The organism is Marinimicrobium sp. (assembly GCF_002695945.1).
In the GTDB taxonomy this organism is placed as follows: domain Bacteria; phylum Pseudomonadota; class Gammaproteobacteria; order Pseudomonadales; family Cellvibrionaceae; genus Marinimicrobium; species Marinimicrobium koreense.
The window spans coordinates 1-23,853 of record NZ_NZQP01000038.1 but is presented as its reverse complement, the minus strand read 5'-3'; the positions used below and the strand labels follow the sequence as shown (position 1 = coordinate 23,853).

Annotated in this window: 18 protein-coding genes and 1 pseudogene; 3 read left to right on the top strand and 16 right to left on the bottom strand. The window is 59.3% G+C overall.

The features are described from left to right. Positions 1-6: 6 nt before the first annotated feature. The 16 genes and pseudogenes from dnaE to rpsB all read right to left on the bottom strand — a co-directional run bounded on the left by dnaE (position 7) and on the right by rpsB (position 18,465). Positions 7-3,508 (bottom strand): annotated as a pseudogene (gene dnaE, locus CMG77_RS08845) (DNA polymerase III subunit alpha). A gap of 15 nt (positions 3,509-3,523) precedes the next feature. Next, the gene (gene rnhB, locus CMG77_RS08840) at positions 3,524-4,141 is read right to left on the bottom strand and encodes a ribonuclease HII (RefSeq protein ID WP_286904155.1); all 618 of its coding nucleotides are present in this window, start codon (positions 4,139-4,141) and stop codon (positions 3,524-3,526) included. Then, positions 4,138-5,322 (bottom strand): lipid-A-disaccharide synthase, encoded by a 1,185-nt coding sequence (gene lpxB / locus CMG77_RS08835; protein ID WP_286904153.1) that lies wholly within the window; start codon positions 5,320-5,322, stop codon positions 4,138-4,140. The genes rnhB and lpxB overlap by 4 nt, the downstream gene beginning before the upstream one ends. A gap of 9 nt (positions 5,323-5,331) precedes the next feature. Then, positions 5,332-6,102, bottom strand: a complete 771-nt coding sequence (lpxA, locus tag CMG77_RS08830) for an acyl-ACP--UDP-N-acetylglucosamine O-acyltransferase (RefSeq protein ID WP_502691806.1) — start codon at positions 6,100-6,102, stop codon at positions 5,332-5,334. A 71-nt stretch (positions 6,103-6,173) separates the two neighbouring features. Next, positions 6,174-6,611 (bottom strand): 3-hydroxyacyl-ACP dehydratase FabZ, encoded by a 438-nt coding sequence (gene fabZ / locus CMG77_RS08825; protein WP_024460588.1) that lies wholly within the window; start codon positions 6,609-6,611, stop codon positions 6,174-6,176. Between the two features lie 89 nt (positions 6,612-6,700). Further along, positions 6,701-7,711, bottom strand: coding sequence for a UDP-3-O-(3-hydroxymyristoyl)glucosamine N-acyltransferase (lpxD, locus tag CMG77_RS08820; RefSeq protein WP_286875284.1), 1,011 nt, complete (start codon positions 7,709-7,711; stop codon positions 6,701-6,703). Between the two features lie 14 nt (positions 7,712-7,725). Beyond that, complete coding sequence (locus CMG77_RS08815) at positions 7,726-8,241, bottom strand: OmpH/Skp family outer membrane protein (RefSeq protein ID WP_286875281.1); 516 nt, start codon at positions 8,239-8,241, stop codon at positions 7,726-7,728. A gap of 126 nt (positions 8,242-8,367) precedes the next feature. After that, on the bottom strand, positions 8,368-11,013 hold the full coding sequence (gene bamA, locus CMG77_RS08810; RefSeq protein WP_286904184.1) for an outer membrane protein assembly factor BamA: 2,646 nt from the start codon (positions 11,011-11,013) through the stop codon (positions 8,368-8,370). A 123-nt stretch (positions 11,014-11,136) separates the two neighbouring features. Further along, a complete protein-coding gene (gene rseP / locus CMG77_RS08805; protein WP_286904149.1) occupies positions 11,137-12,489 on the bottom strand; it encodes a sigma E protease regulator RseP in 1,353 nt (450 codons plus the stop codon). A gap of 10 nt (positions 12,490-12,499) precedes the next feature. Continuing rightward, positions 12,500-13,687 carry a 1-deoxy-D-xylulose-5-phosphate reductoisomerase gene (gene ispC / locus CMG77_RS08800; RefSeq protein WP_286904147.1) on the bottom strand — a complete coding sequence of 396 codons (1,188 nt, stop codon included), beginning with the start codon at positions 13,685-13,687 and terminating at the stop codon, positions 12,500-12,502. 7 nt (positions 13,688-13,694) lie between these two features. Next, positions 13,695-14,561, bottom strand: a complete 867-nt coding sequence (locus CMG77_RS08795; RefSeq protein WP_286904145.1) for a phosphatidate cytidylyltransferase — start codon at positions 14,559-14,561, stop codon at positions 13,695-13,697. Next, positions 14,554-15,267, bottom strand: a complete 714-nt coding sequence (uppS, locus tag CMG77_RS08790; protein ID WP_502691807.1) for a polyprenyl diphosphate synthase — start codon at positions 15,265-15,267, stop codon at positions 14,554-14,556. Before uppS ends, CMG77_RS08795 begins: the two co-directional genes overlap by 8 nt. Before the next feature lie 100 nt (positions 15,268-15,367). Beyond that, positions 15,368-15,925, bottom strand: coding sequence for a ribosome recycling factor (frr, locus tag CMG77_RS08785; protein WP_286904141.1), 558 nt, complete (start codon positions 15,923-15,925; stop codon positions 15,368-15,370). Next, on the bottom strand, positions 15,915-16,658 hold the full coding sequence (pyrH, locus tag CMG77_RS08780; RefSeq protein WP_286904139.1) for a UMP kinase: 744 nt from the start codon (positions 16,656-16,658) through the stop codon (positions 15,915-15,917). The genes frr and pyrH overlap by 11 nt, the downstream gene beginning before the upstream one ends. An 88-nt stretch (positions 16,659-16,746) precedes the next feature. Continuing rightward, a complete protein-coding gene (tsf, locus tag CMG77_RS08775) occupies positions 16,747-17,622 on the bottom strand; it encodes a translation elongation factor Ts (RefSeq protein ID WP_286904137.1) in 876 nt (291 codons plus the stop codon). A gap of 99 nt (positions 17,623-17,721) precedes the next feature. After that, a complete protein-coding gene (gene rpsB, locus CMG77_RS08770; RefSeq protein ID WP_286904135.1) occupies positions 17,722-18,465 on the bottom strand; it encodes a 30S ribosomal protein S2 in 744 nt (247 codons plus the stop codon). A 343-nt stretch (positions 18,466-18,808) separates the two neighbouring features. Here rpsB and uxuA point away from each other — a divergent pair, with 343 nt between their 5' ends. From uxuA to CMG77_RS08755, 3 genes are all read left to right on the top strand, one after another. After that, positions 18,809-19,996 (top strand): mannonate dehydratase, encoded by a 1,188-nt coding sequence (gene uxuA / locus CMG77_RS08765; RefSeq protein ID WP_286875267.1) that lies wholly within the window; start codon positions 18,809-18,811, stop codon positions 19,994-19,996. Between the two features lie 78 nt (positions 19,997-20,074). Next, a complete protein-coding gene (gene map / locus CMG77_RS08760; RefSeq protein WP_286875265.1) occupies positions 20,075-20,845 on the top strand; it encodes a type I methionyl aminopeptidase in 771 nt (256 codons plus the stop codon). A gap of 2 nt (positions 20,846-20,847) precedes the next feature. Then, on the top strand, positions 20,848-23,559 hold the full coding sequence (locus tag CMG77_RS08755; protein WP_286875262.1) for a [protein-PII] uridylyltransferase: 2,712 nt from the start codon (positions 20,848-20,850) through the stop codon (positions 23,557-23,559). Positions 23,560-23,853 lie beyond the last annotated feature (294 nt).

Below are 23,853 nucleotides of genomic sequence, written 5' to 3'. Positions count from 1 at the left end.
GGCGGGTCAGGAATAGACCAAGTGGACGCTCTCTGGGCCATAGGTGTCGCGCAGGCGTTGGAGCAGATCATCCTCGGGGCGGACCTGCCAGGCCTGACCCAGGCGCACCTGACCACGGGCGCCCTGGCGGGTGTAGTCGATCACGATGGGACAGCGGCCCTCCCGATAGGGATCCAGCAGCTCGCCCAACTGGCGCGAGAAGTTGGCTGACAGAGCGCCCGCCTCCACCGCCAGACACAGCTCCCGAGCCCGCTCCTGACGCATATCCGACAGCAGGCGCAGTTGATCGGCGCGCATTTTCAGCGAACCGCTGTAGTCGTCGTGGCTAACCTGCCCGGTGATCACCAACAGGCTGTCTTTCAACAGCAGGTCCCGGTATTNATTGAAGGTATCGCTGAACACCGCCACCTCGATGCGGCCGGTGCGGTCATCCAGGGTGACAAAGCCCATGTTGTCGCCGCGCTTGGTTTTCATCACCCGCATGGCCACCACCAACCCGGCCACCGTCTGGGACTCTTTCTGGGGTTTCAGATCGATGATGCGGGAGCTCACCAGGTGGTTCAGCTCACTGTCGTACTCGTCGATCGGGTGCCCGGTCAGATACAGGCCGAGGGTTTCCTTTTCGCCATGCAGGCGCTCTTTCATGCTCCAGCTGCGGACTTTGTGAAACTCCCCGTAGGCATCCCCTTCCGGGTCACCGCCGGGAATCACATCGCCAAACAGATCCACCATGCCAGCACTCTGATTGGCGGCTTTCTGCTCGGCGGTTTTCACCGCTTCGTTGATCGCCGCGAACATGACCGCGCGATCGTAATCAATATCCACGCCCGGGCCCAGCTTGTCGGCGGCACCGGAGCGGATCAGGGCTTCCAGGGCCCGCTTGTTCACCTTGCGCGGATCGACGCGGGCACAGAAATCGAACAGGTCCTTGAAGGGACCGTCCTTGCGCGCCGCGATGATGCTTTCCACCGGGCCTTCACCCAGGCCTTTGATGGCACCGAGACCGTAGATGATGTTGTTGTCATCATCCACGCTGAACTGGAACTCACCGGTGTTCACATCCGGTGGCAACAATTGCAGGTTCATCTGGCGACATTCTTCGATGAAGGTCACCACCTTGTCGGTTTTGTCCATGTCCGAGGACATGGTGGCGGCCATAAAGTGTGCCGGGTAATGGGCCTTCAACCACGCGGTCTGATACGACACCAACGCGTAGGCGGCGGAGTGGGATTTGTTGAAACCGTAGCCGGCGAACTTTTCCACCANGTCGAAAATTTTCATCGCCAGGTCGGGATCAATGCCCTGCTCTTTCGCCCCCTGCGCAAACACTTCCCGCTGCTTGGCCATTTCCTCGGGNTTTTTCTTACCCATGGCCCGGCGCAACAGGTCGGCGCCGCCGAGACTGTAGCCCGCCAGTTCCTGGGCGATCTGCATCACCTGTTCCTGATACACGATCACGCCGTAGGTNGGCTTNAGAATCGGCTCCAGACGTTCNTGCTGGTACTGGGCATCCGGGTAGGCCACCTTGGCGCGGCCGTGCTTCCGGTTGATGAAGTCGTCCACCATGCCCGAGTCCAACGGGCCNGGACGGAACAGGGCCACCAGGGCGATCAGCTCTTCCAGGCTTTCCGGCACCATGCGCTTGATCAGGTCTTTCATGCCCCGGGATTCGAGCTGGAACACGGCGGTGGTTTCCGCCCGCTTGAGCATATCGAAAGTGGGCTTGTCGTCGAGGGGAATCGCGGCGATATCCAGGGGCTCCTCGCCCACCTTGGCGCGCTGCTGATCGATCATTGCCTTGGCCCAGTCGATGATCGTCAGGGTCCGCAGGCCCAGGAAGTCGAACTTCACCAGGCCGGCGTCTTCCACGTCGTTCTTGTCGTACTGGGTGACCAGACCACTACCGGTCTCATCGCAGTACAGGGGGGCGAAGTCAGTCAGCTTGGTCGGGGCGATCACCACCCCACCGGCGTGCTTACCGACGTTTCTCGCCAAACCTTCGAGCTGCCTGGCCATTTCCCAGATTTCCTGGGCTTCCTCGTCGACTTCGAGAAATTCGCGCAGTACCTCTTCCTGTTCCAACGCCGCTTCCAGAGTCATCCCCGGCGTGGCCGGAATCATCTTGGACAACTTGTCCGCCAGGCCGTAGGACTTACCCTGAACCCGAGCCACATCGCGCACCACGGCCTTGGCGGCCATGGTACCGAAGGTGATGATCTGACTGACCGCATCCCGGCCATAGTTGTCGGCCACGTAGGCGATCACCTGATCGCGATTGTCCATGCAGAAGTCGACGTCGAAGTCGGGCATGGAAACCNGTTCCGGGTTCAGGAAACGTTCGAACAGCAGGTCGTACTGCAGTGGATCCAGATCGGTAATATCCAGTGAATAGGCAACCAGCGAACCGGCACCGGAACCCCGCCCGGGCCCTACGGGAATATCGTGGTCTTTGGCCCACTGGATAAAGTCCATTACGANCAGGAAGTAACCGGGGAACCCCATCTGGATGATGATATCCAGCTCAAACTGCAGTCGGGTTTCGTAGGCTTTTTTACGCTCCTGATAATCCGCCGCCTGCGGATCGAGAATTCGCTCCAGTCGTTTGTACAGACCTTCGTAGGAAATTTTCTCGAAAAATTCGTTCTCGGTCATTCCCTCGGGAATGGGGTACTCGGGTAGATAATATTTACCGAGTTCAATATCCAGGTTACAGCGCTTGGCAATTTCGACCGAGTTTTCCAACGCTTCGGGAATGTCGCTGAACAGCTCCGCCATTTCCTCGGGCGAGCGCAGGTACTGCTGATCGCCGTAGCGCCGTTCGCGACGCGGGTCATCCAGGGCCCGCCCCTCACTGATACAGACCCGCGCTTCATGGGCCTCGAACTCGTCTTGCCGAAGAAACCGNACATCATTGGTCGCCACCACCGGACACTGCGCCTGCGCCGCGAGGTCCACCGCCGCGTGCAGATAGTCTTCATCGTTGTCGCGACCGGTGCGTTGCAGCTCGAGATAAAACCGGTTGGGGAAGTCCGCCATCCAACCGCTGAGCAGTTCTTTGGCCTGATTCTGCCGACTGGCGATCAGCGCCACACCAATATCACCGAACTTACCTCCGGAGAGCGCGATCACGCCCTCGGCCAGTTCACTGATCCACTCGCGCTGGACATAGGCGATGCCCTGCTGNTGGCCNTTTTGCCAGGCGCGGGGAGATCAGTTCAATNATGTTNTTGTANCCNTTNTTGTTCATNGCCAACANGGTAATCAANGTNGGNTTGCCGTCGGGGTCGGCATTGGCGACCAGGAAGTCGCTGCCGGCAATGGGNTTGAGGCCGGCGCCCTGGGCGGCTTTGTANAATTTGATCAGGCCGTAGAAGTTGGTCTGGTCGGTGACGGCCACCGCCGGCATNCCCAGNTCGGCCACGCGTTTGACCAGGGGTTTGATGCGCACCAAACTGTCCGAGAGGGAGTATTCGGTGTGTAATCTGAGATGGACGAATTGTGTGGTCATAAAATCTGCCGGGTATTAAAAGAGTTCAATCTGCTCCAGGCGTTCGCGGATTGGGGCGTAGGANGTGCGGTGGATGGGTGTNACACCCAGGGTGTCCAGCGCCGCCATGTGGGTTTTGGTCGGGTAGCCTTTGTGCTCCGCGAACCCATANCCCGGNTACTGNTGATCGAATGCCACCATCTCGCGATCNCGNGCCACCTTGGCCAGAATCGACGCCGCACTGATTGCCGGGTGACGGCTATCGCCCTTCACCACCGCNTCCGCNGAATACGCCCACTNGGGCAGACGGTTCCCGTCCACCAGCACATGCTCCGGCGGCGGCNCCAANCCCTCTACCGCGCGGGTCATCGCCAACAGACTCGCCTGCAGAATATTGAGNNGATCAATCTCCGCCACCGACGCCCGGGCGATACACCAGGCCGCGGCCTTCTGTTGAATCTCATCGAACAACCGCTCNCGCCGCTTCTCGGTGAGTTTCTTNGANTCNTTCANGCCNTCAATGGGTTGNTTGGGATCCAGAATCACCGCGGCGGCCACGACGTCGCCCGCCAGGGGGCCTCGACCCACNTCATCCACGCCAGCGAGCCATGGGCCAGTGTACGCCGGTTCGAACGGTTCCAAAACCACGCTCATCGGGCCCGGGTCTCCAGTAGATCCGCAATGGCTGCAGCGGCTTTTTCACTGGCATTGCGGGCGAGGTTCCGGTGCATATCCGTGAANGTCTCCACCAGTGCCTCAGTCTGCTCCGGGTGGTCGATATAGTCCAANACCGCCGCNCTNAGCGCTTCNGGTGTGGCCGCGTCCTGNAGCAGNTCCGGTACCAGGGCGCGGTCGGCCAACAGGTTGGGCAGCGAGACGTACTTCGTTTTCAGCATNCGGGACAGGATCGCGTAGGACAAGCGGGCCATTTTGTAGGCCACCACCATGGGNGTTTTGAGCANCATGGCCTCCAGNGCCGTGGTGCCGGAGGAAATCAGNGCAACNTCGGCNGCCGCCATGGCCTGCTGGGACTGCCCCTGCACCAGGTGNACCGGTAGATCCACAAACTCGGACAACTGATGATGAATCTGCCGGTAGCGTTCGGGGCTGGCGGCGGGAATCACAAACTGCAGGTTGGGCCGGTGCTCCCGGCACAGCCGGGCCGCCTTCAGAAACAGGGGGCCGAGTTGCTCTACCTCGCCACTGCGGCTGCCCGGCAGCAGNGCCACCAGGGGGCCTTTGTGATCNATTCNCAGGGCNGCNCGGGCGCCCATGGCGTCGANCTCCAGCGGNATTTCATCGGCCAGGTNGTGGCCGACAAAGGCCACGGGAACCTGATGTTGCTCGTAAAAGGCCGCCTCAAAGGGCAGCAGGGTCAGCATCAGGTCGACNCTGCGGGCAATGCCTTTGATCCGCCCCTGGCGCCAGGCCCAGACCGAGGGGCTGACATAGTGCACCGTGGGCACGCCCGCCGAGCGCAGGTGCCGNTCGATATTGAGGGTNAAATCCGGNGAGTCGACNCCAATGAAGACCGCNGGCGGCTGCTCGGTNAAATGANTTTTCAGAAACTTNCGGATTTTGAGCAGTTCCGGCAGNCGCTTGAGCGGGTCNATCAGGCCCATGACCGACAGTCGNTCCATNGGGAAAAACGAGTGGAAGCCCTGCTCGAGCATACGCGGNCCGCCGATGCCCGAGAATTCGCAGTCCGGATAATGCTGNCGCAGAGCGCGCATGAGAGCGGCGCCCAGAATATCACCGGACGCNTCACCCACGACCATACCAATCTGCAGTCGGCCACGAGATGAGGTCGATGTCGAGTGCCCTTGCGCTTCCATAGAAAGTTCCTAGCGAACAATACCGCGTGACGAGCTCCGGATAGAGTCCACCATCACTTCGAGCGCCCTGCAATCGGCNACCATNGGNTCNAGCTCGGCCAGTGCTTCGCCCANCGTCAGGCCGCGGCGATACAGTAGCTTGAAGGCTTTTTGAATTGAGGCGACTTCCGACNTGTCAAAACCGCGGCGCCGAAGGCCTTCCGCGTTGATACTCTTCGCTTCCGCCGGATTGCCGTTGGCCATGACNTACGCCGGCANNTCCTTGCCCAGAGCGGTNCCCATGCCGGTAAAGCTGTGGGCGCCAATGTGGCAGTACTGGTGNACCAGGGTNAANCCACTGAGAATCGCCCAGTCACCAATGTGAACATGACCTGCCAGGGCCGTATTGTTGACCAGAATGCAGTGGTTGCCCACAACACTGTCATGACCGATATGCACATAGGCCATCAACAGATTGTGATCACCGATGGTGGTCTCGCTGCGGTCCTGAACGGTTCCGCGGTGAATGGTCACCCCTTCACGGATGATNTTGTGATCACCGATGACCAGCCGAGTGGGCTCGCCTTTGTATTTGAGATCCGGCGTTGCTTCGCCAATAGTCGAGAACTGAAANATATGGTTGTGCGCGCCAATTCGGGTCGGCCCCTTGATGACGACGTGAGACTCAATCACCGTACCCGAGCCGATTTCGACATCAGCACCGATTATCGTCCAGGGCCCGACTTCCACGTCGGGCGCCAAGCNNGCATCAGAATGAATAATCGCAGTGGGGTGAATCAACGCTGTTCTCACTCTTGTCCGGGAAGTTCGAGGGTGGAGGGGGGCTCACACGGAACACCCCGGGGCTTCTATTAAACCTTGCGGTCCGCACACAGAATGTTGGCGGAGGCCGCCAGAACGCCATCGACGGTGGCCTTGCACTCAAACTTCCAGATGCCCCGCTTCACGGAAACCACCCGGGACTCTAACGTCAGACGATCACCGGGAATGACCTGGCGCTTGAAACGCACATCATCCACACCGGCAAACAGATAAATGGAGCCATCTTCCGGCTTCTTGTTCATGGTTTTAAAGCCCAGAATGCCCGAGGCCTGAGCCAGCGCTTCCAGAATCATGACGCCGGGAAATACCGGGCTTTGCGGGAAGTGACCGTTGAACACCTCTTCGTTGACCGAAATGTTTTTGTAAGCGACGATTGACTCGCCTTCCACTAATTCCACAACCCGATCCACCAAAAGAAACGGATAGCGGTGTGGCAGGTATTCACGTATTTCTCGTACATCCATCATAGTCAACGACCCCTGGGTGTTCATGATTGCCCGCCTGAGTTGGCCGGCAGTTTATCTCTGACGCCGCCATCCGGCAGCGATAGGTTCATCTATTCGTCGAGCTTTTTCAGGCGTGTGGCCAACTCGTTCAATTGCTTAAATCGCACAGCGTTTCGACGCCACTCTCGGGTGGGCGCCAGTGGGGTCCCGGAGGAATAGGAACCAGGCTTTTGAAGGGAGTGCGTGACCAGGCTCATGGCCGTAACGTGTACCCCATCGGCAATCGTCAGATGGCCCACAATGCCCACTCCGCCAGCAATCGTGCAATTCTCCCCTACCGTCGTGCTCCCGGCAAGACCCGCTTGTCCCGCAATGGCCGTATTTCGTCCGATCGAGACGTTGTGCGCGATTTGCACCTGATTGTCGATTTTTACGCCATCCGCGATTCGGGTATCGTCCAGTGCGCCCCGATCCACCGTTGTTCCGGCGCCTATTTCAACATCATTACCAATGACAACACTGCCGAGCTGGTGAATTTTCAACCAGCCGTCGGCGGTGGGGGCAAATCCGAATCCGTCTGCGCCAATGACCGCCCCACTGTGGATCACACAGCGCTCCCCCACGCGAATGTCGTGGTAGAGAACGGCGCGGGCGGCAATTCGCGTTCCCGCGCCGATGTGACAGCCATCGCCAATGCTGGCTCCGGCCCCGATCTCGACGCCTTCCGCCAGCACTACCTGGCGGCCAATCGTCGCCTGGGGACCGATGCTAACTCCCTCCGCCAGTTGGCAGCCATCGCCGATCACGGCAGTAGGATGACAGCCAGTGGGTACCGCCGGCCGGTCATCGAAACGTTCTGTCAGCCGGGCATACGCCTCATAGGGGTTGGCGGTCAGAAGCTTGTTACCCGGGTACTCTGCGGCCAGATCCGGACGCATGATCACCGCCGAGGCGCGCGTGCTCGCCAGATACTTCCGATAAACCGGGTTGGCAATAAAACTCAACTGCCCCGGCAGCGCCGACTGGAGCGTTCCCAGCCCGCTCAGGGGGCAGTCGCCATCGCCTTCAAAATCGGCATCCAGCCACGCCGCCAGCTCTGCCAGAGTCAAGGTGGGTGACACACTCGGGCCCTCTATCAGTTAGCCTTGTTCAGCATGTCAGTCAGGTCATCGGTGATGTCATACTCTGCTGAGGCGTGGAACGCGCTCTGGCTGTTCAGCACCAGGCCGATTTTTTCCGCTTCGATCAACTGCGCCAGGGCTGACTGAGTCTGTTCGCCCATTTCCTGCATGATGACCTGCATCACCTGCTGGCGCTCGCCTTGGAGCCCCTGCACGGTACGCTCATACTGCTCACGCAGCTCGCGCATTTCCTGTTGCTTGGCCTGCTTCTGCTCATCGGACCAGGTCATGCCGTTTTTCTGAGCATCCTCCTGAAACGCCTGCAACTCAGAGGTCAGACTCTGGTAACGGGTGCGCAGAGCGACGTAATCCTCGTCCTTTTCCAGGCTTTCCAGACGCGCTTGTGCTTTATCGGTGCCAAGCACGGCGGCCTGCAGGTCCAGGACCACGACTTTACCTTGCGCCAGCGCGACGGAGGAACCCAGGAGCAATACCAGCCCGAGGGCGATTTTCTTTGCATTAGCCAACATGATGTTAATTTCCTCTGTATTATCAATAGGTTAGGAAATGAAAAGGCCCTGCAATCAGGGCCATTGAGTCCCCTGAAGGGGTCATATCCTGCGGGCAAGGCCCGAAAAAGGGCCAATGATACCGCGTTAGAAGGATCCACCCAAAGAAAACTGGAAAAATTCCGCTTTGTCTTCCTCGTTTTCGTTGATTGGGCGGGCCACCGCGAAGGTCAGCGGACCAAACCCGGTAATCCAGGTCAGACCAAAACCGGCGGAGGCACTCAGCCGATCAATATCCGGTTCGTAACAGTTGCGCTGGCGCTCAGAGCAGGTGGTGCTGAACACGTTGCCCGCCTCCACAAAGAAGCTGGACTGCAGCATACGCTGGTCTTTGATGAACGGCAGCGGGAACAGAATCTCCGCGCCGGCTTCAACCTGAATGTTACCGCCAAAGGCATCGTAGCGGCTGTTGCGGTTGCTCAACTGGCTTTGCCGCACGCCGTACTGGGTGACCAGTTCGCCGGGATTACACTTGAGCGCGTCCAGGTCATAGTTCTCACCAAAGGCTTCCTGATCTTCACACAACAGGTAGCCAGAGGAGGTTTCGCTGTCAGAGATGACGCCATCGCCATTGGCATCGTCCCAGGCAAAGGGCACGGTATAGGAGCGCTCTGCCGGCGTTGACCGCGGACCGAGGCTGTTGCGCTCAAACCCGCGCACCGAGCCGAAGCCACCGGCGTAAAAGTGTTCAAAGAACGGCAGCTCGGTATCCCCATAGCTGTCCACAAACCCCAGATTGGTGCGCAGTTTCAGGGTCAGAGCACGGGTGAGGGGTTTGTAGGTCTCGCCCTGGAACTGGATCTTGTAGTACTCGAGGTCCCCACCGGGAACCGCCGCCTCAATGGAGAATCGCTGCGAAGTGCCTCGAGTCGCGAGCATCCCACGGTTCAGGGTCGACTTGACGTAATTGAAACCGATCAGCCCATCCTGAAATTCATTGCCATACAGATCCAGATACCCCGGCTCGCCCAATACAGACTCAGTCACCCGGTTATCACTGTAACCATCGGGGAAGTCGCGTCCCATGGCGATATCTTCCCGCATCTGCTCGAGTTCAGTTTGAGTGATGTAGGGAGCCCCTTCGCCGATAACGGGCGTACGGATGATTTCTCGCGGAGACGATGCCGACGGTTTGACCGTTAGATCGCGCGCCTCAAAGCTGAATCCGATGCGCTCGATTTCCGAGATCGGATAGCCAAAACTCAATCGCGCACCATAGGTGTCGGTGCTATAACCGGCCACACCAAAGTTGGCGTAATCACTTTTGGTGTAGTACAGGTTGATGCCGCGACTCACCCCGTCTTTGGTGAAATAGGGGTCGTTGTAGCTGAAATTATAGGCGGTCCGGAAGCGGCTGTTACTCAGGGAGAATCCCACCTGCTTACCGGTGCCAAACCAGTTGTTCTGCTGGATATTGGCCGACAGCAGCAAGCCACTGTATTCCGCATAACCAATCTGCAACCCCATACTGCCGGAGGGCTGCTCTTCGACGGTGTACTCCACGTCGACCTGATCGCTGGTGCCCGGAACCTCGTTGGTTTCGACGTTGACCTCTTTGAAGAAGCCGAGGCGATCCAGGCGGATCTTCGAGTGCTCGATCTGGGAGTTGGAGGCGGCACCGCCTTCCATCTGCCGCATCTCCCGACGCAGCACCTCATCGATCGTCTTGGTATTGCCCTTGAAATTGATACGCCGCACGTAGGCCCGCTGACCCGGATCCACAAAGAAGGTCACCTTGACGGTCTTGTCTTCTTCGTTCTTCTCGGGAATCCCCTCCACTTCCGCAAAGGTGTAGCCTTCATTGCCCAGGCGCTGGGTAATGTACTCGGATGAGTTGGTCATCAGGATCTGGGAGAAATCGTCACCCTCACGCAGCATGATCACGCGCCGAACCAGGGGTTCCGGCAGTTTCAGGTCACCGGCCAGTTCCACTTCACTGACTTTGTAAATTTCGCCTTCGGAAACATTCAGGGTGATATAGATTTTGGATTTGTCCGGGCTCAACGCCACCTGGGTGGAATCAATACGAAAACTCAGGTAGCCGCGGTCCAGGTAAAAGGACTCCAGGGTTTCAATATCGCCGGTGAGCTTTTCCCGGGAGTATTTATCATCCCCGGTAATCCATGAAAGCCAGCCCGAAGATTTGAGTTCAAAGCCTTCCAGCAATTCTTCTTCACTGTANANNTCGTTGCCNACAATATTGATNCCCTTGATCCGNGCCGGNTTGCCNTCATTGACGTTGACGGTCACCTTCACCTGGTTGCGAGGCAGATCCTCNACNTCAATNTCCACCGANGCNCCGTAGCGACCCTGGCCNATNTACTCTCGCTCCANCGCCTGACTGATCCCTTCCAGAGTGGCGCGCTGAAAAATCTGGCCTTCAAACAGATCGCTATCGCGAAGACTGCCCATCAGGTCTTCGGTTTTGATGACCTTGTTTCCCTCAATGGTGATTTCGTTAATGGCTGGACGCTCTTCGAGCTTTACCACCANAACATCGCCGTCCCGGCCCATGGCCACATCGGCAAAGTANCCCACCTGNAACAGCGAGCGNGTGGCCATCCGGATATCTTCAGANGTTACCTGATCNCCCACTCGCAGTGGCAGNGCACTGAACACGGTGCCGGCAGANACCCGCTGCAAGCCTTCCACCCGAATGTCACTGATCTGAAAACTCTGGGCCTGCACCACTGCCGATAGCAACAGGGCNGCCANCAGACTCATCACTCGCATCCAAACTCGCATCATAGAAAAATTCTTTTTTCGGTTGAGATCAATTGCATTCGGCAGNATTGGCACCGCCACGTATCTTNTATGTCCCCAATTNCANTTGGGGCNATGNCTAAAGACGCATCGTCAGAGGCGCATAATATCGTTGTAGAACGCCAGCACCATGAGNCCGACCACCATCACCAGGCCAATCTGATACCCGACCTGCTGAACGCGATCAGANACCGGGCTNCCTTTAACCACCTCAATGGCGTAATACAGCANATGNCCACCATCGAGCACCGGAATCGGCAACAGGTTGAACACNCCGAGGAAGATACTGAGCAGCGCCACAAAGCCCACAAAGCTTTTCCAGCCACTCTCGGCGGAATCGCCGGCCACCTTAGCAATGGTGATGGGGCCACTCAAGTTTTTCGTCGAAATTTCGCCCACNACCANNTTCTTCACNGAGAGCAGNACAAAGCCGGCGGTCTCCCAGGTGCGGTCCACGCCCGCCACNAANGANTCCACNGGCCCATAGTGATAGGTCCTGATTCGCTCTTCCGGCCACGGCTGCGGCTGAATGCCCACGCCGACGCGACCAAAGCGCTCGCCATTCTCCTCTATCGTCTCCGGCGTCACCGATAGACTCGTCTGACCGCCATCGCGTTCCACTGTCATCTGAATTTCTTGCCCGGGTCGGGCCCGAACGTAATCCACCCACTCGGACCAGCCCGACACCGATTCGCCGTCGACACTGAGAATGCGGTCACCGGAGATCAGCCCCGCTCGCTCAGCCGGGCTGTCCGGCACAATCTGTCCGAGGATCGCCTGCGGCTCGGGCCGATCCAGGGTCAGCCCCAGTCCGGCCACCGGGTCCGGCTCTTCAGCGCCGCGCAGCCAGCCATCAAGCGGTGCCTGGGACATGTACTGCAGATCGGAGCCGGGGTATTTCACCAGAAACTGAATGGTGCCGCTTTCGCCCAGGCGGCGCAGCAACTGCTGGTGCAACGCCTGCCAGGTCGGGGTGGGCTCGCCATCCACGGCCAGAATCTCCTGACCGGCCTCCAGGCCCGCCTGGGCGGCGACCGACCCTGGCTCCACTTCACCGACGATCGGAATCGGCTCCCGGGTGCCGGGTATCATCAACAGCCAGAACAGCAGAATCGCCAGAATGAAGTTGGCCACCGGCCCCGCCGCAACAATGGCGATGCGCTGCCAGACGTTTTTTCGATTGAACGAGCGGTGCAGCTCCTCTTCCGGCACCTCACCTTCCCGTTCATCGAGCATTTTGACGTAGCCGCCCAGCGGTATGGCGGCCAGCGCATACTCCGTGCCCTGGCGGTCTGTCCGGCGCCAGAGCACCCGGCCGAAGCCAATGGAAAACCGCAGGACCTTGACGCCACAGCGGCGCGCCACATAGAAATGCCCAAACTCATGCACAGCCACCAGAATGACCAGGGCGACCAGAAACCAGATTATTGTCTGAATAAGAGCCACGAAATACCTCTCAGCGTGCTTCGATCAGGGATTGCGCCAGGCGTCTGGCCTCCTGATCCGCGGTTTGGACCACCAGCAGGTCCTCGGGTTCAGTCACAGGTACCCGCTCGAGCACGGATTCGATCACCTTGGGGATATCGGTAAAGCCGATCTGACGCCGAAGAAATGCCGCTACCGCCACCTCATTGGCCGCATTGAGCAGTGCGGGCGCCGTACCGCCCTGCCCCGCCGCCTCCACCGCCAGTCTCAGCGCCGGAAAACGATCCAGATCCGGCGCTTCAAAGTCCAGGCGTGCGGTGCTGATCATGTCCAGGCCGGAAACGCCCGAGGCGATGCGCTCGGGCCAAGCCAGTGCGTGGGCAATGGGTGTGCGCATGTCCGGATTCCCCAGTTGGGCCAGCACCGAACCGTCCACGTACTCAACCATGGAGTGAATGACGCTCTGCGGGTGGACAACCACCTCAATCTGCTCGGGCCGGGCACGGAACAGCCAGCACGCCTCAATCAGCTCCAGCCCCTTGTTCATCAAGGTGGCGGAATCAACGGAAATTTTCTGCCCCATGCTCCAGTTCGGGTGGGCACAAGCCTGCTCGGGGGTGACGGCCTCAAGCTGCTGGCGGGAATATTCTCGAAAGGGACCGCCGGAGGCCGTCAAGAGTATCTTCCGCACACCACAGGTCGCCAGGCCTTCGCTCAGGCAATCCTGAGGGTGGGCGGGCAGACACTGGAAAATGGCGTTGTGCTCGCTATCAATGGGCAACAGTGTTGCGCGATGCTGCTCGACCGCCCGGGTGAAGAGAGCACCGGCCATAACCAGTGCCTCTTTGTTGGCCAGCAACACCTTTTTACCGGCCTCCACCGCCGCCAGTGTCGGCACCAGACCGGCCGCCCCGACGATGGCCGCCATGACGGTGTCCACGGCAGGCGCTGCCGCAACCTCACTCAGCGCCTGAGTACCCGACAGGACTTCGGTCTCGCTGCCTTTGGCTTTCAGCCACGCCTGTAGAGCCTCGGCTTCGGCCGGTTCGACCACAACCGCATAGCGGGGCCGGTGGGTAAGGCAGGCGTCCGCCAGCTTGCGCCACTGGGAAAACGCGGTGAGCGCATATACCCGGTAGCGATCCGGGTGCCGGGCCAATACGTCCAGGGTGCTGCTGCCGATTGATCCGGATGCGCCCAAAATAGTAACAAACTGCATAGTGACCTCAGCCCTGGGGCCAGCCGCCGGCCAACAGTGCCAGGGCAAATACCGGNGCGGCCGACGTCAGGCTGTCGACCCGATCCAGAACGCCACCATGGCCCGGCAGCAGCGCGCTGCTGTCCTTGATACCCCGCTGGCGCTTGACCATGCTCTCGAGCAGATCCCCGAGCACCGACACCAGGCTGGTNGGCAGAATGATCGCCAGCCAGAACAAGACACTGCCCTGCCAGAAGTACCCGACCAGCAGAGCCAGCAGGATATTGGCCGCAACGCCGCCAGCAAACCCTTCCCAGGTTTTGCCCGGACTGACGCTGACCGCCAACTTATGTTTGCCCCACCGACGCCCGGCAAAGTAGCCACCGATATCCGCACAGGCCACAATCGCCACCAACAACACCAGCANCCACAGCCCGCTGTCCTGAACGCGCAGGTACGAAAGCCCCGCCCANGCGGGTACCAGGACGAAGAACCCCATGAGGGCCCGCATCCAACGACTGTGCCAGAGCAGTGCACTACTGGGGTAACCCTGTACCCACAGCAATGCCAGCGCCCACCAGATACAGCCCACCATCAGAATATTGCGAAACGCCAGACTCTGGCTTTCCATCAACTCGCGGCTATCAAGGGACTGATCCGGTAGATGATGAACGCCCAGATACGCCGCGCCCAGGCCCAGCAAGGCTCCGACCGCCAGCACATAGACCCCGCGCTGCCAGCGCTTTGACAGGCCGGACAGATTGGCCCACTCCCAGGCCCCGATCAGGGTGATGGTGGCGGCAAAGGCGGAGAAAAGTGGCCCCGGCAAAAACACCAGCGCAGCGACAAANACACTGGCCAGCAGAACCGCNGTAATCACTCGTTGCTTAAGCATGTCTCGCCTCCCCGGCGCGACCCGGCGCNTCCAGTTGATCCGCGGTCTTTCCGAACCGNCGCTGGCGTCGATAGAAATCNTCNGCNGCGGCTTTGAGCTCATCGGCGCCAAAGTCCGGCCAGAGTAATTGACTGAAATACAGTTCGGCGTAGGCCGACTGCCAGAGCAGGAAGTTACTGATACGCACCTCGCCCCCCGTGCGAATCAACAGATCCGGGTCGGGCAGATCGCTCAGGCTGGTATGGCGGTGNAAGGTGTGCTCATCGATATCGGCCGGGTCCAGAGTACCGGCAGCGACCTGTTCCGCCATCTGTCGGGCGGCGTTGGCAATATCCCATCGACCGCCGTAGTCCGCCGCGATCACCAGCGTCGTATCACCCTCGCGGGTCATGGCCTCCGCATCGGCTATGGACTTTTGCANAGANGGACTGAANCGCTCGCGGTTGCCTACCACACGGAGCCGGACATTTTTCTTGCGGAGCTCTTTGGCCTCCTGCTTCAAATACCATTGAAACAGNGACATCAAGGCTTCCACTTCTTTNTTGGGACGCTTCCAGTTTTCACTGCTGAACGCGAACAGGGTNAGCACTTCAATGCCCAGGTCCTGGCAGGCGGTCATGATGTCCCGGATACGCTCGGCACCGACCTTATGACCGGCCACACCGGACAGTCCTCGCTGCTTGGCCCAGCGGTTGTTGCCGTCCATGATAATAGCGATATGGCGCAGGGAATTGCTGGTCACAAAAAACTCCTGGATCAGTTGCCGCGCGGGCCAAATGGGGCGGTCNGGAGGACCGCCCCACGGCTCAGATTTCCATCAGATCCGCTTCCTTGGCACTGAGAGCCTTGTCAATCTGAGCAATGTATTTATCGGTTATTTTTTGAATCTCGTCCTGAGCACGACGNTCGTCGTCTTCGCTGATTTCCTTGTCTTTGAGCAGCGCTTTCACATCGGACAGAANGTCACGACGCACNCCGCGCACNGCNACNCGNGCNTTCTCNGCTTCNTGGCGCGCCTGCTTGATGTAATTTTTACGCGTCTCTTCGGTCAGCGGCGGCATNGGNATGCGAATCACGCCACCGTTGGTGGACGGGTTCAGNCCGAGNTCCGACTTCATGATCGCTTTNTCGATCTCCGGCACCAACTGCTTTTCCCAGGGGNTGATGCTCAGNGTGCGGGCATCTTCCACGTTGACGTTGGCCAACTGNGCCAGGGGCGTTTCCGCGCCGTAGTAGGACACATGAATACCGTCCAGGATGCTCGGATGGGCACGGCCNGTACGGATNTTGTTGAAGTTATTNCCCANCGCGTCGACCGATTTGGCCATACGGGCTTCGGCATCTTTTTTAAATTCATTCAGCATTGTTTTTGCCCTCTTCGATCAGGGTGCCCTCATTGCTACCGACCACAATGTTGAGCAGNGCCCCGGTTTTATTCATGCGNAATACCCGTACNGGCATATCGTGNTCCCGNCANANGCAAATCGCGGTCANATCCATNACNCCCAGNTTNCGCTCCAGCACTTCGTCGTAGGTCAGNCGNTCNTANTTGGTNGCNGCNGGATCCTGCATCGGNTCNGCNGTGTANACNCCNTCNACCTTGGTNGCTTTNAGNACAATNTCGGCCTCNACTTCGATGGCGCGCAAGCAGGCCGCCGAATCGGTGGTAAAGAACGGGTTGCCGGTGCCGGCCGAGAAAATCACCACCTCGCCCGAGGTCAGNGCGCGGTTGGCCTGGCGACTGTCNTAGTGTTCGACAATGCCNCTCATGGGGATGGCGGACATCACCCGGGAGGAAATATTCGAGCGCTCAAGTGCATCCCGCATGGCCAGAGCATTCATGACCGTNGCCAGCATNCCCATATGGTCGCCGGTGACGCGATTCAGGCCGGCACTGCTGAGCGCNGCCCCGCGAAACAGGTTGCCACCGCCAATGACCAGGCCCACCTGGACACCGATGCCAACCAACTGGCCAATTTCCAGGGCCATTTTATCCAGNACCTTGGGATCAATCCCAAAGCCTTCGGAGCCCATCAGCTCTTCGCCGCTGAGCTTCAACAGAATTCGTTTGTACTTCTTGTCGCGCGCGCTTGGCATACCAGGTTCTCCGCAAGGTGCTCATTCAGGTTAAGAAATTCGNCANGTNNACCCAGNTCGGGCCCACNTGACGANAGAGCAGCGGCNATTAACCTTTGGAAGAGGCCTTGACCTGAGCGGCCACTTCTTCGGCGAAATCGACGGTCTCTTTCTCGATACCTTCGCCCACTTCAAAGCGCACAAAGCTCTGGATGGTCGCACCCGCGTCAGCCGCCAGCTTGCCCACTTTGATTTCCGGGTTCTTGACGAACGGCTGCTCAACCAGGCTNCCTTCCTTCAGGAACTTGTTGATACGTCCCATCATCATCTTCTCGACGATTTCAGCCGGCTTGCCTTCCATATCCGGCTGAGCCTTGATGATTTCCTTCTCTTTTTCCACCAGCTCNGCGGGCATATCGTCCGGGTTGATGACCTGGGGGTTTACTGCGGCNACGTGCATNGCCACATCGCGCGCCAGCTCGGCATCGCCACCGCCCTGCAGNTGGGTAACCACCGCAATGCGGTTGTTGGAGTGAACGTAACCGTCNACCACACCACCTTCTACCACGGCGGCGCGACGTACGGTGATGTTNTCACCGATTTTCTGTACCAGCGCTTCGCGATCGCCTTCCAGATCGCCGNTCATCAGGGCCGCCACGTCGCTCTGCTTGTCGGCAAAGGCCTTGTCCAGCACCTTGCTGACGAACGCCAGGAAGCCTTCATCGCGGGCGACAAAGTCGGTTTCGCTGTTCACTTCCAGAACCACGGCGTAGCTGTTGTCATCGGCCACCTTGACGGAAACCACACCGTCAGCGGCGGTACGACCGGCCTTCTTGGCGGCCTTCAGGCCNCTGGCCTTACGCAGGTTCTCAATCGCCACTTCAACGTCGCCATCGGCTTCGTTCAGGGCCTTTTTACACTCCATCATGCCGAGCCCGGTACGCTCGCGCAGCTCCTTAACCATTGACGCAGAAATCGCTGCCATGTCGCTATCCTCTTGAAATGGGTCTAACTCAGTATTCGAAAAAAGGGGGCCGCCNTCTGGCCTGCCCCCTTGTCTTNTGCCGATCGGCCAGGAGCCGGATTACTCGGACGCGGCTTCGCCTTCGGCGGGCACGTATTCGTCTTTGTTGGGCACGGCAGAAGCTTCTTTCGCCCCTTCCAGGCAGGCATCNGCCATGGCGGAAACGTACAGCTTGATGGCGCGGATGGCGTCATCGTTGCCCGGGATGACGTAGTCGATGTCGTCCGGGTTGCTGTTGGTGTCTACGATACCGATGATCGGCANACCCAGCTTCTTGGCTTCCTGAACGGCAATGCGCTCGTGGTCAACGTCAACAATGAACAGGGCATCGGGCAGGCCGTTCATGTCTTTGATACCACCGATGGAGTTTTCCAGCTTGTNCATCTCGCGGGTGCGCATCAGCGCTTCTTTCTTGGTCAGCTTGTCAAAGGTACCATCCTGGCTCTGGGCTTCCAGGTCGCGGTAGCGACGGATAGAGGCGCGGATGGTCTTGTAGTTGGTCAGCATACCACCGAGCCAGCGGTGGCTGACGAAGGGCATACCGGCACGCTCGGCCTGCTCTTTGATGGTCTTCTGGGCGGCGCGCTTGGTACCGACGAACAGTACCTTTTTCTTCTGGGCGGCCATCTTCTTGACCACGTCCATCGCTTCAGCGAAGGCCGGTACGGTCTTTTCCAGATTGATGATGTGAATCTTGTTGCGGGCACCGAAGATGAAACGGTTCATCTTGGGGTTCCAATAGCGGGTCTGGTGGCCGAAGTGGGCACCAGCCTGCAGCATATCGCGCATGCTTACTGTAGGCATTTTGTCATTCCTATCGGGTTGGGCCTCCATACACCCCGCCAGCCAACCCACTGATAACCAGTGAGCACCCAGGCTGAACGTGACGGTGTATGTGTGACGTTCATGGTTTATTTACCGCCCGTTTGACCGGGTCGGCACTCCTCGGTCGTGCATCGCACTGGCCGCGGAGCCGCGCTTTATACCATAATTTGTCGGCCAGTGGAACCCGAACGACATCTCTCCCCCGCCCAGGCCGTTGCGCCGGAGCGGCCGCTGATGTCTAATAGTCACCATGACACTAAATGGCCGATCCCCCTCGATCGGCAGGCTATACACGAACACTGAACGTTGAGAGAGCAACCGAATGAAAGAAACCTGGCGCTGGTTTGGCCCCAATGACACCGTATCCCTTGAGCAGATTGCCCAGGCCGGCGCCACAGGCGTGGTGACTGCACTGCACGACATTCCCACCGGGGAAGTCTGGCCGTTGAAGGCGATCCTCGAGCGCAAGGCACTGATTGAGGCGCGGGGCCTGGAATGGTCCGTGGTCGAAAGCGTGCCGCTGCACAATGACATCAAGACCCGCAGCGGCGACTTTGAGCGACACATCGACAATTACCGGGAAACGCTTACCAACCTCGCCGCGGCCGGGATTCACGACGTCTGCTACAACTTTATGCCCGTGGTCGATTGGACCCGCACCAATCTGGACTACGAGCTGGCCAATGGCAGCCGCGCACTGCGCTTTGAAATGGCCGATTTTGCCGCCTATGACCTGCACATCCTCCAGCGGCGAAACGCAGAGGTCAGCTACAAGGACGACATCCTGGAGCGGGCCGAACAGCGCTTCCGCGCCATGTCGGACGCCGAGAAAGTCCAGCTGGAGAAGAACATCATTGCCGGACTGCCCGGCGGAGAGGGCTCCTATGATCGCGAGGGCATCCGGGTGGCGATCGAGCAGTTTATTGCCCTGGGGGAGGATGGCATGCGCGCCAACCTGATCCAGTTTCTCAAAGACGTCACCCCGACCGCCGAGGCCGTGGGCTTACGCTTGGCGATCCACCCGGATGACCCACCCTTCTCGCTCTTCGGGCTGCCGCGTGTGGTGTCGACCGCCGCCGATGCCCGCGCCCTGCTTGACGCCGTGCCCAGCGAGGCCAACGGCCTCACCCTGTGTGCCGGCTCCTACGGTGCCCGGGCCGACAATGACCTGGTCGCCATGGCCCGGGAGTTCGGTTCCCGCATCTATTTTGTGCACCTACGCAATATCCGGCGCGAGGCCGATGGCTCCTTTTACGAGTCGGACCACCTCGGCGGCGATAACGATATGGTCGGGCTGATCCGGGCCCTGCTGGAAGAAGAACGGCGCCGACGCAAGAACCACAGCCAACTGCCGGAAATCGCCATGCGTCCAGACCACGGCCACCTGATGGCCGAGGAGATCGGCCGCCCCGGCATCAACCCCGGATACTCTTACGGCGGCCGCATGAAGGGACTGGCCGAGCTGCGCGGGGTCATTCACGCGCTGGAATACGTGGATGCGGCCGCCTGAGGGCGGTCTCTCCCAGACTGTCAGACACTGCCCAGATCGTTTAGAATGGTGGTTTTCCCTTCAATCTAGCGAGTAGACATGTCTGTCAGCATCAAAACCCCGGAAGAAATCGAGAAAATGCGCGTCGCCGGCCGCATGGCCGCCGAGGTGCTGGAACTGATCGAACCCCACGTCCAGCCCGGTGTGACCACGGCCGAGCTGGACCGAATCTGCCACGACCACATCGTCAACGAGCAGAACGCCATTCCGGCATGCCTCAACTACCGGGGCTTCCCGAAATCCATCTGCACCTCCATTAATCAGGTGGTCTGTCACGGCATCCCGTCGGAGAAGAAAGTGCTCAAAAACGGGGATATCGTCAATATTGACGTGACCGTGATTTATGACGGCTACCACGGCGACACCAGCAAAATGTATTTCGTCGGCAAGCGCCTGCCCCACGCCGAGCGCCTGGTTCAGGTGACTCAGGAATGCCTGTATAAAGGTATTGAGATGGTCAAACCCGGCGTCAAGCTGGGCGACATTGGCCATGCCATCCAACAGCACGCCGAAAGCAACCACTACTCTGTGGTGCGGGAGTACTGTGGCCACGGCATTGGCGCGGTCTTCCATGAAGACCCCCAGGTCCTGCACTACGGCCGCCCTGACACGGGACTGGAGCTCAAGGAAGGTATGACCTTCACCATTGAGCCCATGATCAACGCCGGCAAGCGCCACACCAAAACCAAAGGCGACGGCTGGACCGTGGAAACCAAGGACGGCCGGCTTTCCGCCCAGTGGGAGCACACCCTGGCGGTGACCAAAGACGGCGTTGAAGTACTGACGGCCCGTCGCGAAGAAGACTTCTGATCATGGATACTGCCGCGCTGCCCTACTTCGAACGTCCACTGTTCTTTTTCGATCAGGCGCGCTTTCGCCGCGCTCTGGCAGAGCAGCCCGTCATCACCGTTTTCAAGGACGCGATCACCGCCGCCAATCGGCAGTTTGATGCGCGCTTTCGCGAGGGCGAGGATATTCGCGCACTGGTTCACGAGCGCGCCCTGTTTGTCGACTGCATGCTCCACTACGCCTGGCATCGCAATCGCTGGCCCCTGGGCATCAGTCTGGAGGCCGTTGGGGGCTACGGCCGCTGTGAGCTGCACCCGCACTCCGACATCGACCTGCTGGTCCTGACCGGCAACGACAATATTCGGGACCGCTGCCAGGAGCAGATCGAGCAGTTGCTCACCTTTCTCTGGGACATCGGCCTGGAGATCGGTCACAGCGTCCGCTCCCTGGAAGAGTGCGTCGGCTATGCCCGCAACGACATTACCGTTGCCACCAACCTGATGGAATCCCGCACACTGGTGGGCGACAGTTCGCTGCGTATTCAACTGATGCAGGAAACCGCCCCCGACCAGCTCTGGCCCGCGGACGATTTTTTCCGGGCCAAATGGCAGGAGCAGATTCAGCGCCATCAGAAGTACAACGATACCGAATACAACCTCGAGCCCAACATCAAGAATGCCCCGGGCGGCCTGCGCGACATCCAGATGATCGGCTGGGTGGCCAAGCGCTTCTTCCAGGTCCGGACGCTCAAACAGCTCGAGGGCAAGGGTTTTTTCACCGAGGAAGAATTCTCCCTGCTCCAGAGCGGTGAAGAGTTCCTGTGGCGGGTCCGCTATGGCCTGCACCTGATCGCGGGCCGCGCCGAGGAGCGCCTGCTGTTTGATCATCAGCGTGAACTGGCGGCCATGTTCGGTTACAAGGACAACAGCGAAAGTCTGGCGGTGGAGCAGTTCATGCACCGCTACTACCGCCTGGTGATGTCCCTGCGCGAACTGAACGACGTGCTGCTGCAATTTCTGCACGAAGTCATCCTGCAGAAAGGCGTCAATAAAAATGTGACCGCGTTGAATGAACGCTTTCAGCTACGCGATCACTATATCGAGGCCGCGCACATCTATGTCTTTGAGGAAACGCCCTCAGCGCTTCTGGAAATTTTCGTGCTGATGGCCAAACACCCGGAAATCCAGGGGGTAAGGGCATCCACCATCCGCCTGATCCGGGAAAGCCGCCACCTGATCGACGACGACTACCGCCGCAACCCAACCAACACCCAACTGTTTCTGGAGCTGTTCCACCACCCGAAGGGCCTGGTAGAACAGCTCAAACGGATGTCCCGCTACGGCATTCTCGGCCTGTACCTGCCGGAGTTCGGCCAGGTCACCGGGCAGATGCAACACGACCTGTTCCACATCTATACCGTGGATGCGCACACCCTGAAGGTCATGCAGAACATGTGCGACTTCTGGGCGCCGGATGCCAAAGAAGAGTTTCCTATCGCCGCCCATGTGATCAAACGACTCCCCAAGCCGGAGCTGCTCTACATCGCTGGCCTGTACCACGACATTGCCAAGGGACGCGGCGGGGATCACTCCACCCTTGGCGCCGTGGACGCCGAGGACTTCTGCCAGCGCCATGGGCTGTCGCCCCGGGAGACCCGGTTGATCTGCTGGTTGGTGGAACAACACCTGCTCATGTCCGCTGTGGCCCAGAAGCAGGACATCTCCGACCCCGATGTGATCCACGACTTTGCCCTACGGGTAGGCGACCAGCAGCGGCTGGACTACCTGTATACCCTGACGGTTGCCGACATCAATGGCACCAACAAAGAGCTCTGGAACACCTGGCGGGCCAGCCTGATGCGCCAGCTCTATATGGAAACCAAGCGGGCGTTGCGCCGGGGCCTGGAAAACAATATTGATAAGCACGAGCTGATCGAAGAAACCCAGCAGTCCGCCCTGCGCAAACTCGAGCGCAAGGGTATTTCCGCGGACACCGCCTGGCAGCTGTGGAGCGACATGGGTGAAGAGTATTTCATGCGCGAGACGGCACTGGATATTGCCTGGCACAGCGAGGCGATGATCCAGCACACCGACGACACACCGCTCATCCTGATCAAGAAGACCACCAACCGGGAACTCGAGGGCGCGACCCAGATTTTCGTGCGCAGCAAGGGCCGCAAAAACGTCTTCGCCGCCGTGGCCACAGCCCTGGATCAGTTGAACCTGAACATTCAGGATGCCCGCATTTACAACTCGAACAGCGGCTACACCGTGGACACCTTTTTTGTTCTGAACCAGGACGGCGAGCCGCTGGGCGATGATCCGAAAGTACTCAAGCGCATTCAGGATGCACTGCTGGATGAGTTGCGACTGGTGGATGATTATTCCGAGGTCATCAGCCGCCGCACGCCCCGCCGCCTGAAGCACTTTACGATGCCCACCCGCACGAGCTTGAGCAACGACATGATCAGTGGCTATACGGTACTGGAGGTGATCAGTCCGGACCGCCCGGGTTTGCTGGCGTGTATTGGCCGGGTTTTTCTGCAGTTTGATATTCTGTTGCAGAATGCCAAAATCGCCACTTTGGGCGAGCGGGTGGAGGATGTGTTTTTCATCACCGATAACGAGGGCGAGCCCTTGAGCGACCCGGCGCTATGCGAGGCATTACAGCGGGAAATCTGCGAACAACTGGACAAGCGCGCCACCAAAACCTCAGCGTCGGTGGTAAATTTCTAAGATTCGTCCGTTTTACTCCGGCGCTTCGCATTGTAGTGCTGCGGGAGGGTAGGCCTCTTTGAGACAAGCCGTAAACCCATCCATGGGGGCTCATTACCCGCCGTCCAGGCGGGTAACGGTCTCAAAGAGGCCTACCCTCCCTCCGCCAGTGCCAACGGATAATGAGGTGGAGATAGATAAGACTCCAACAACATGATGCTGGCACAGAGGCGTTTGCGGGGTTTACCGTTTGGAGACTCTCGGAGGCAGGGAGCCGACGAGAAGCCCCCAGGGATGGGTTTACGGCGGGGCTCC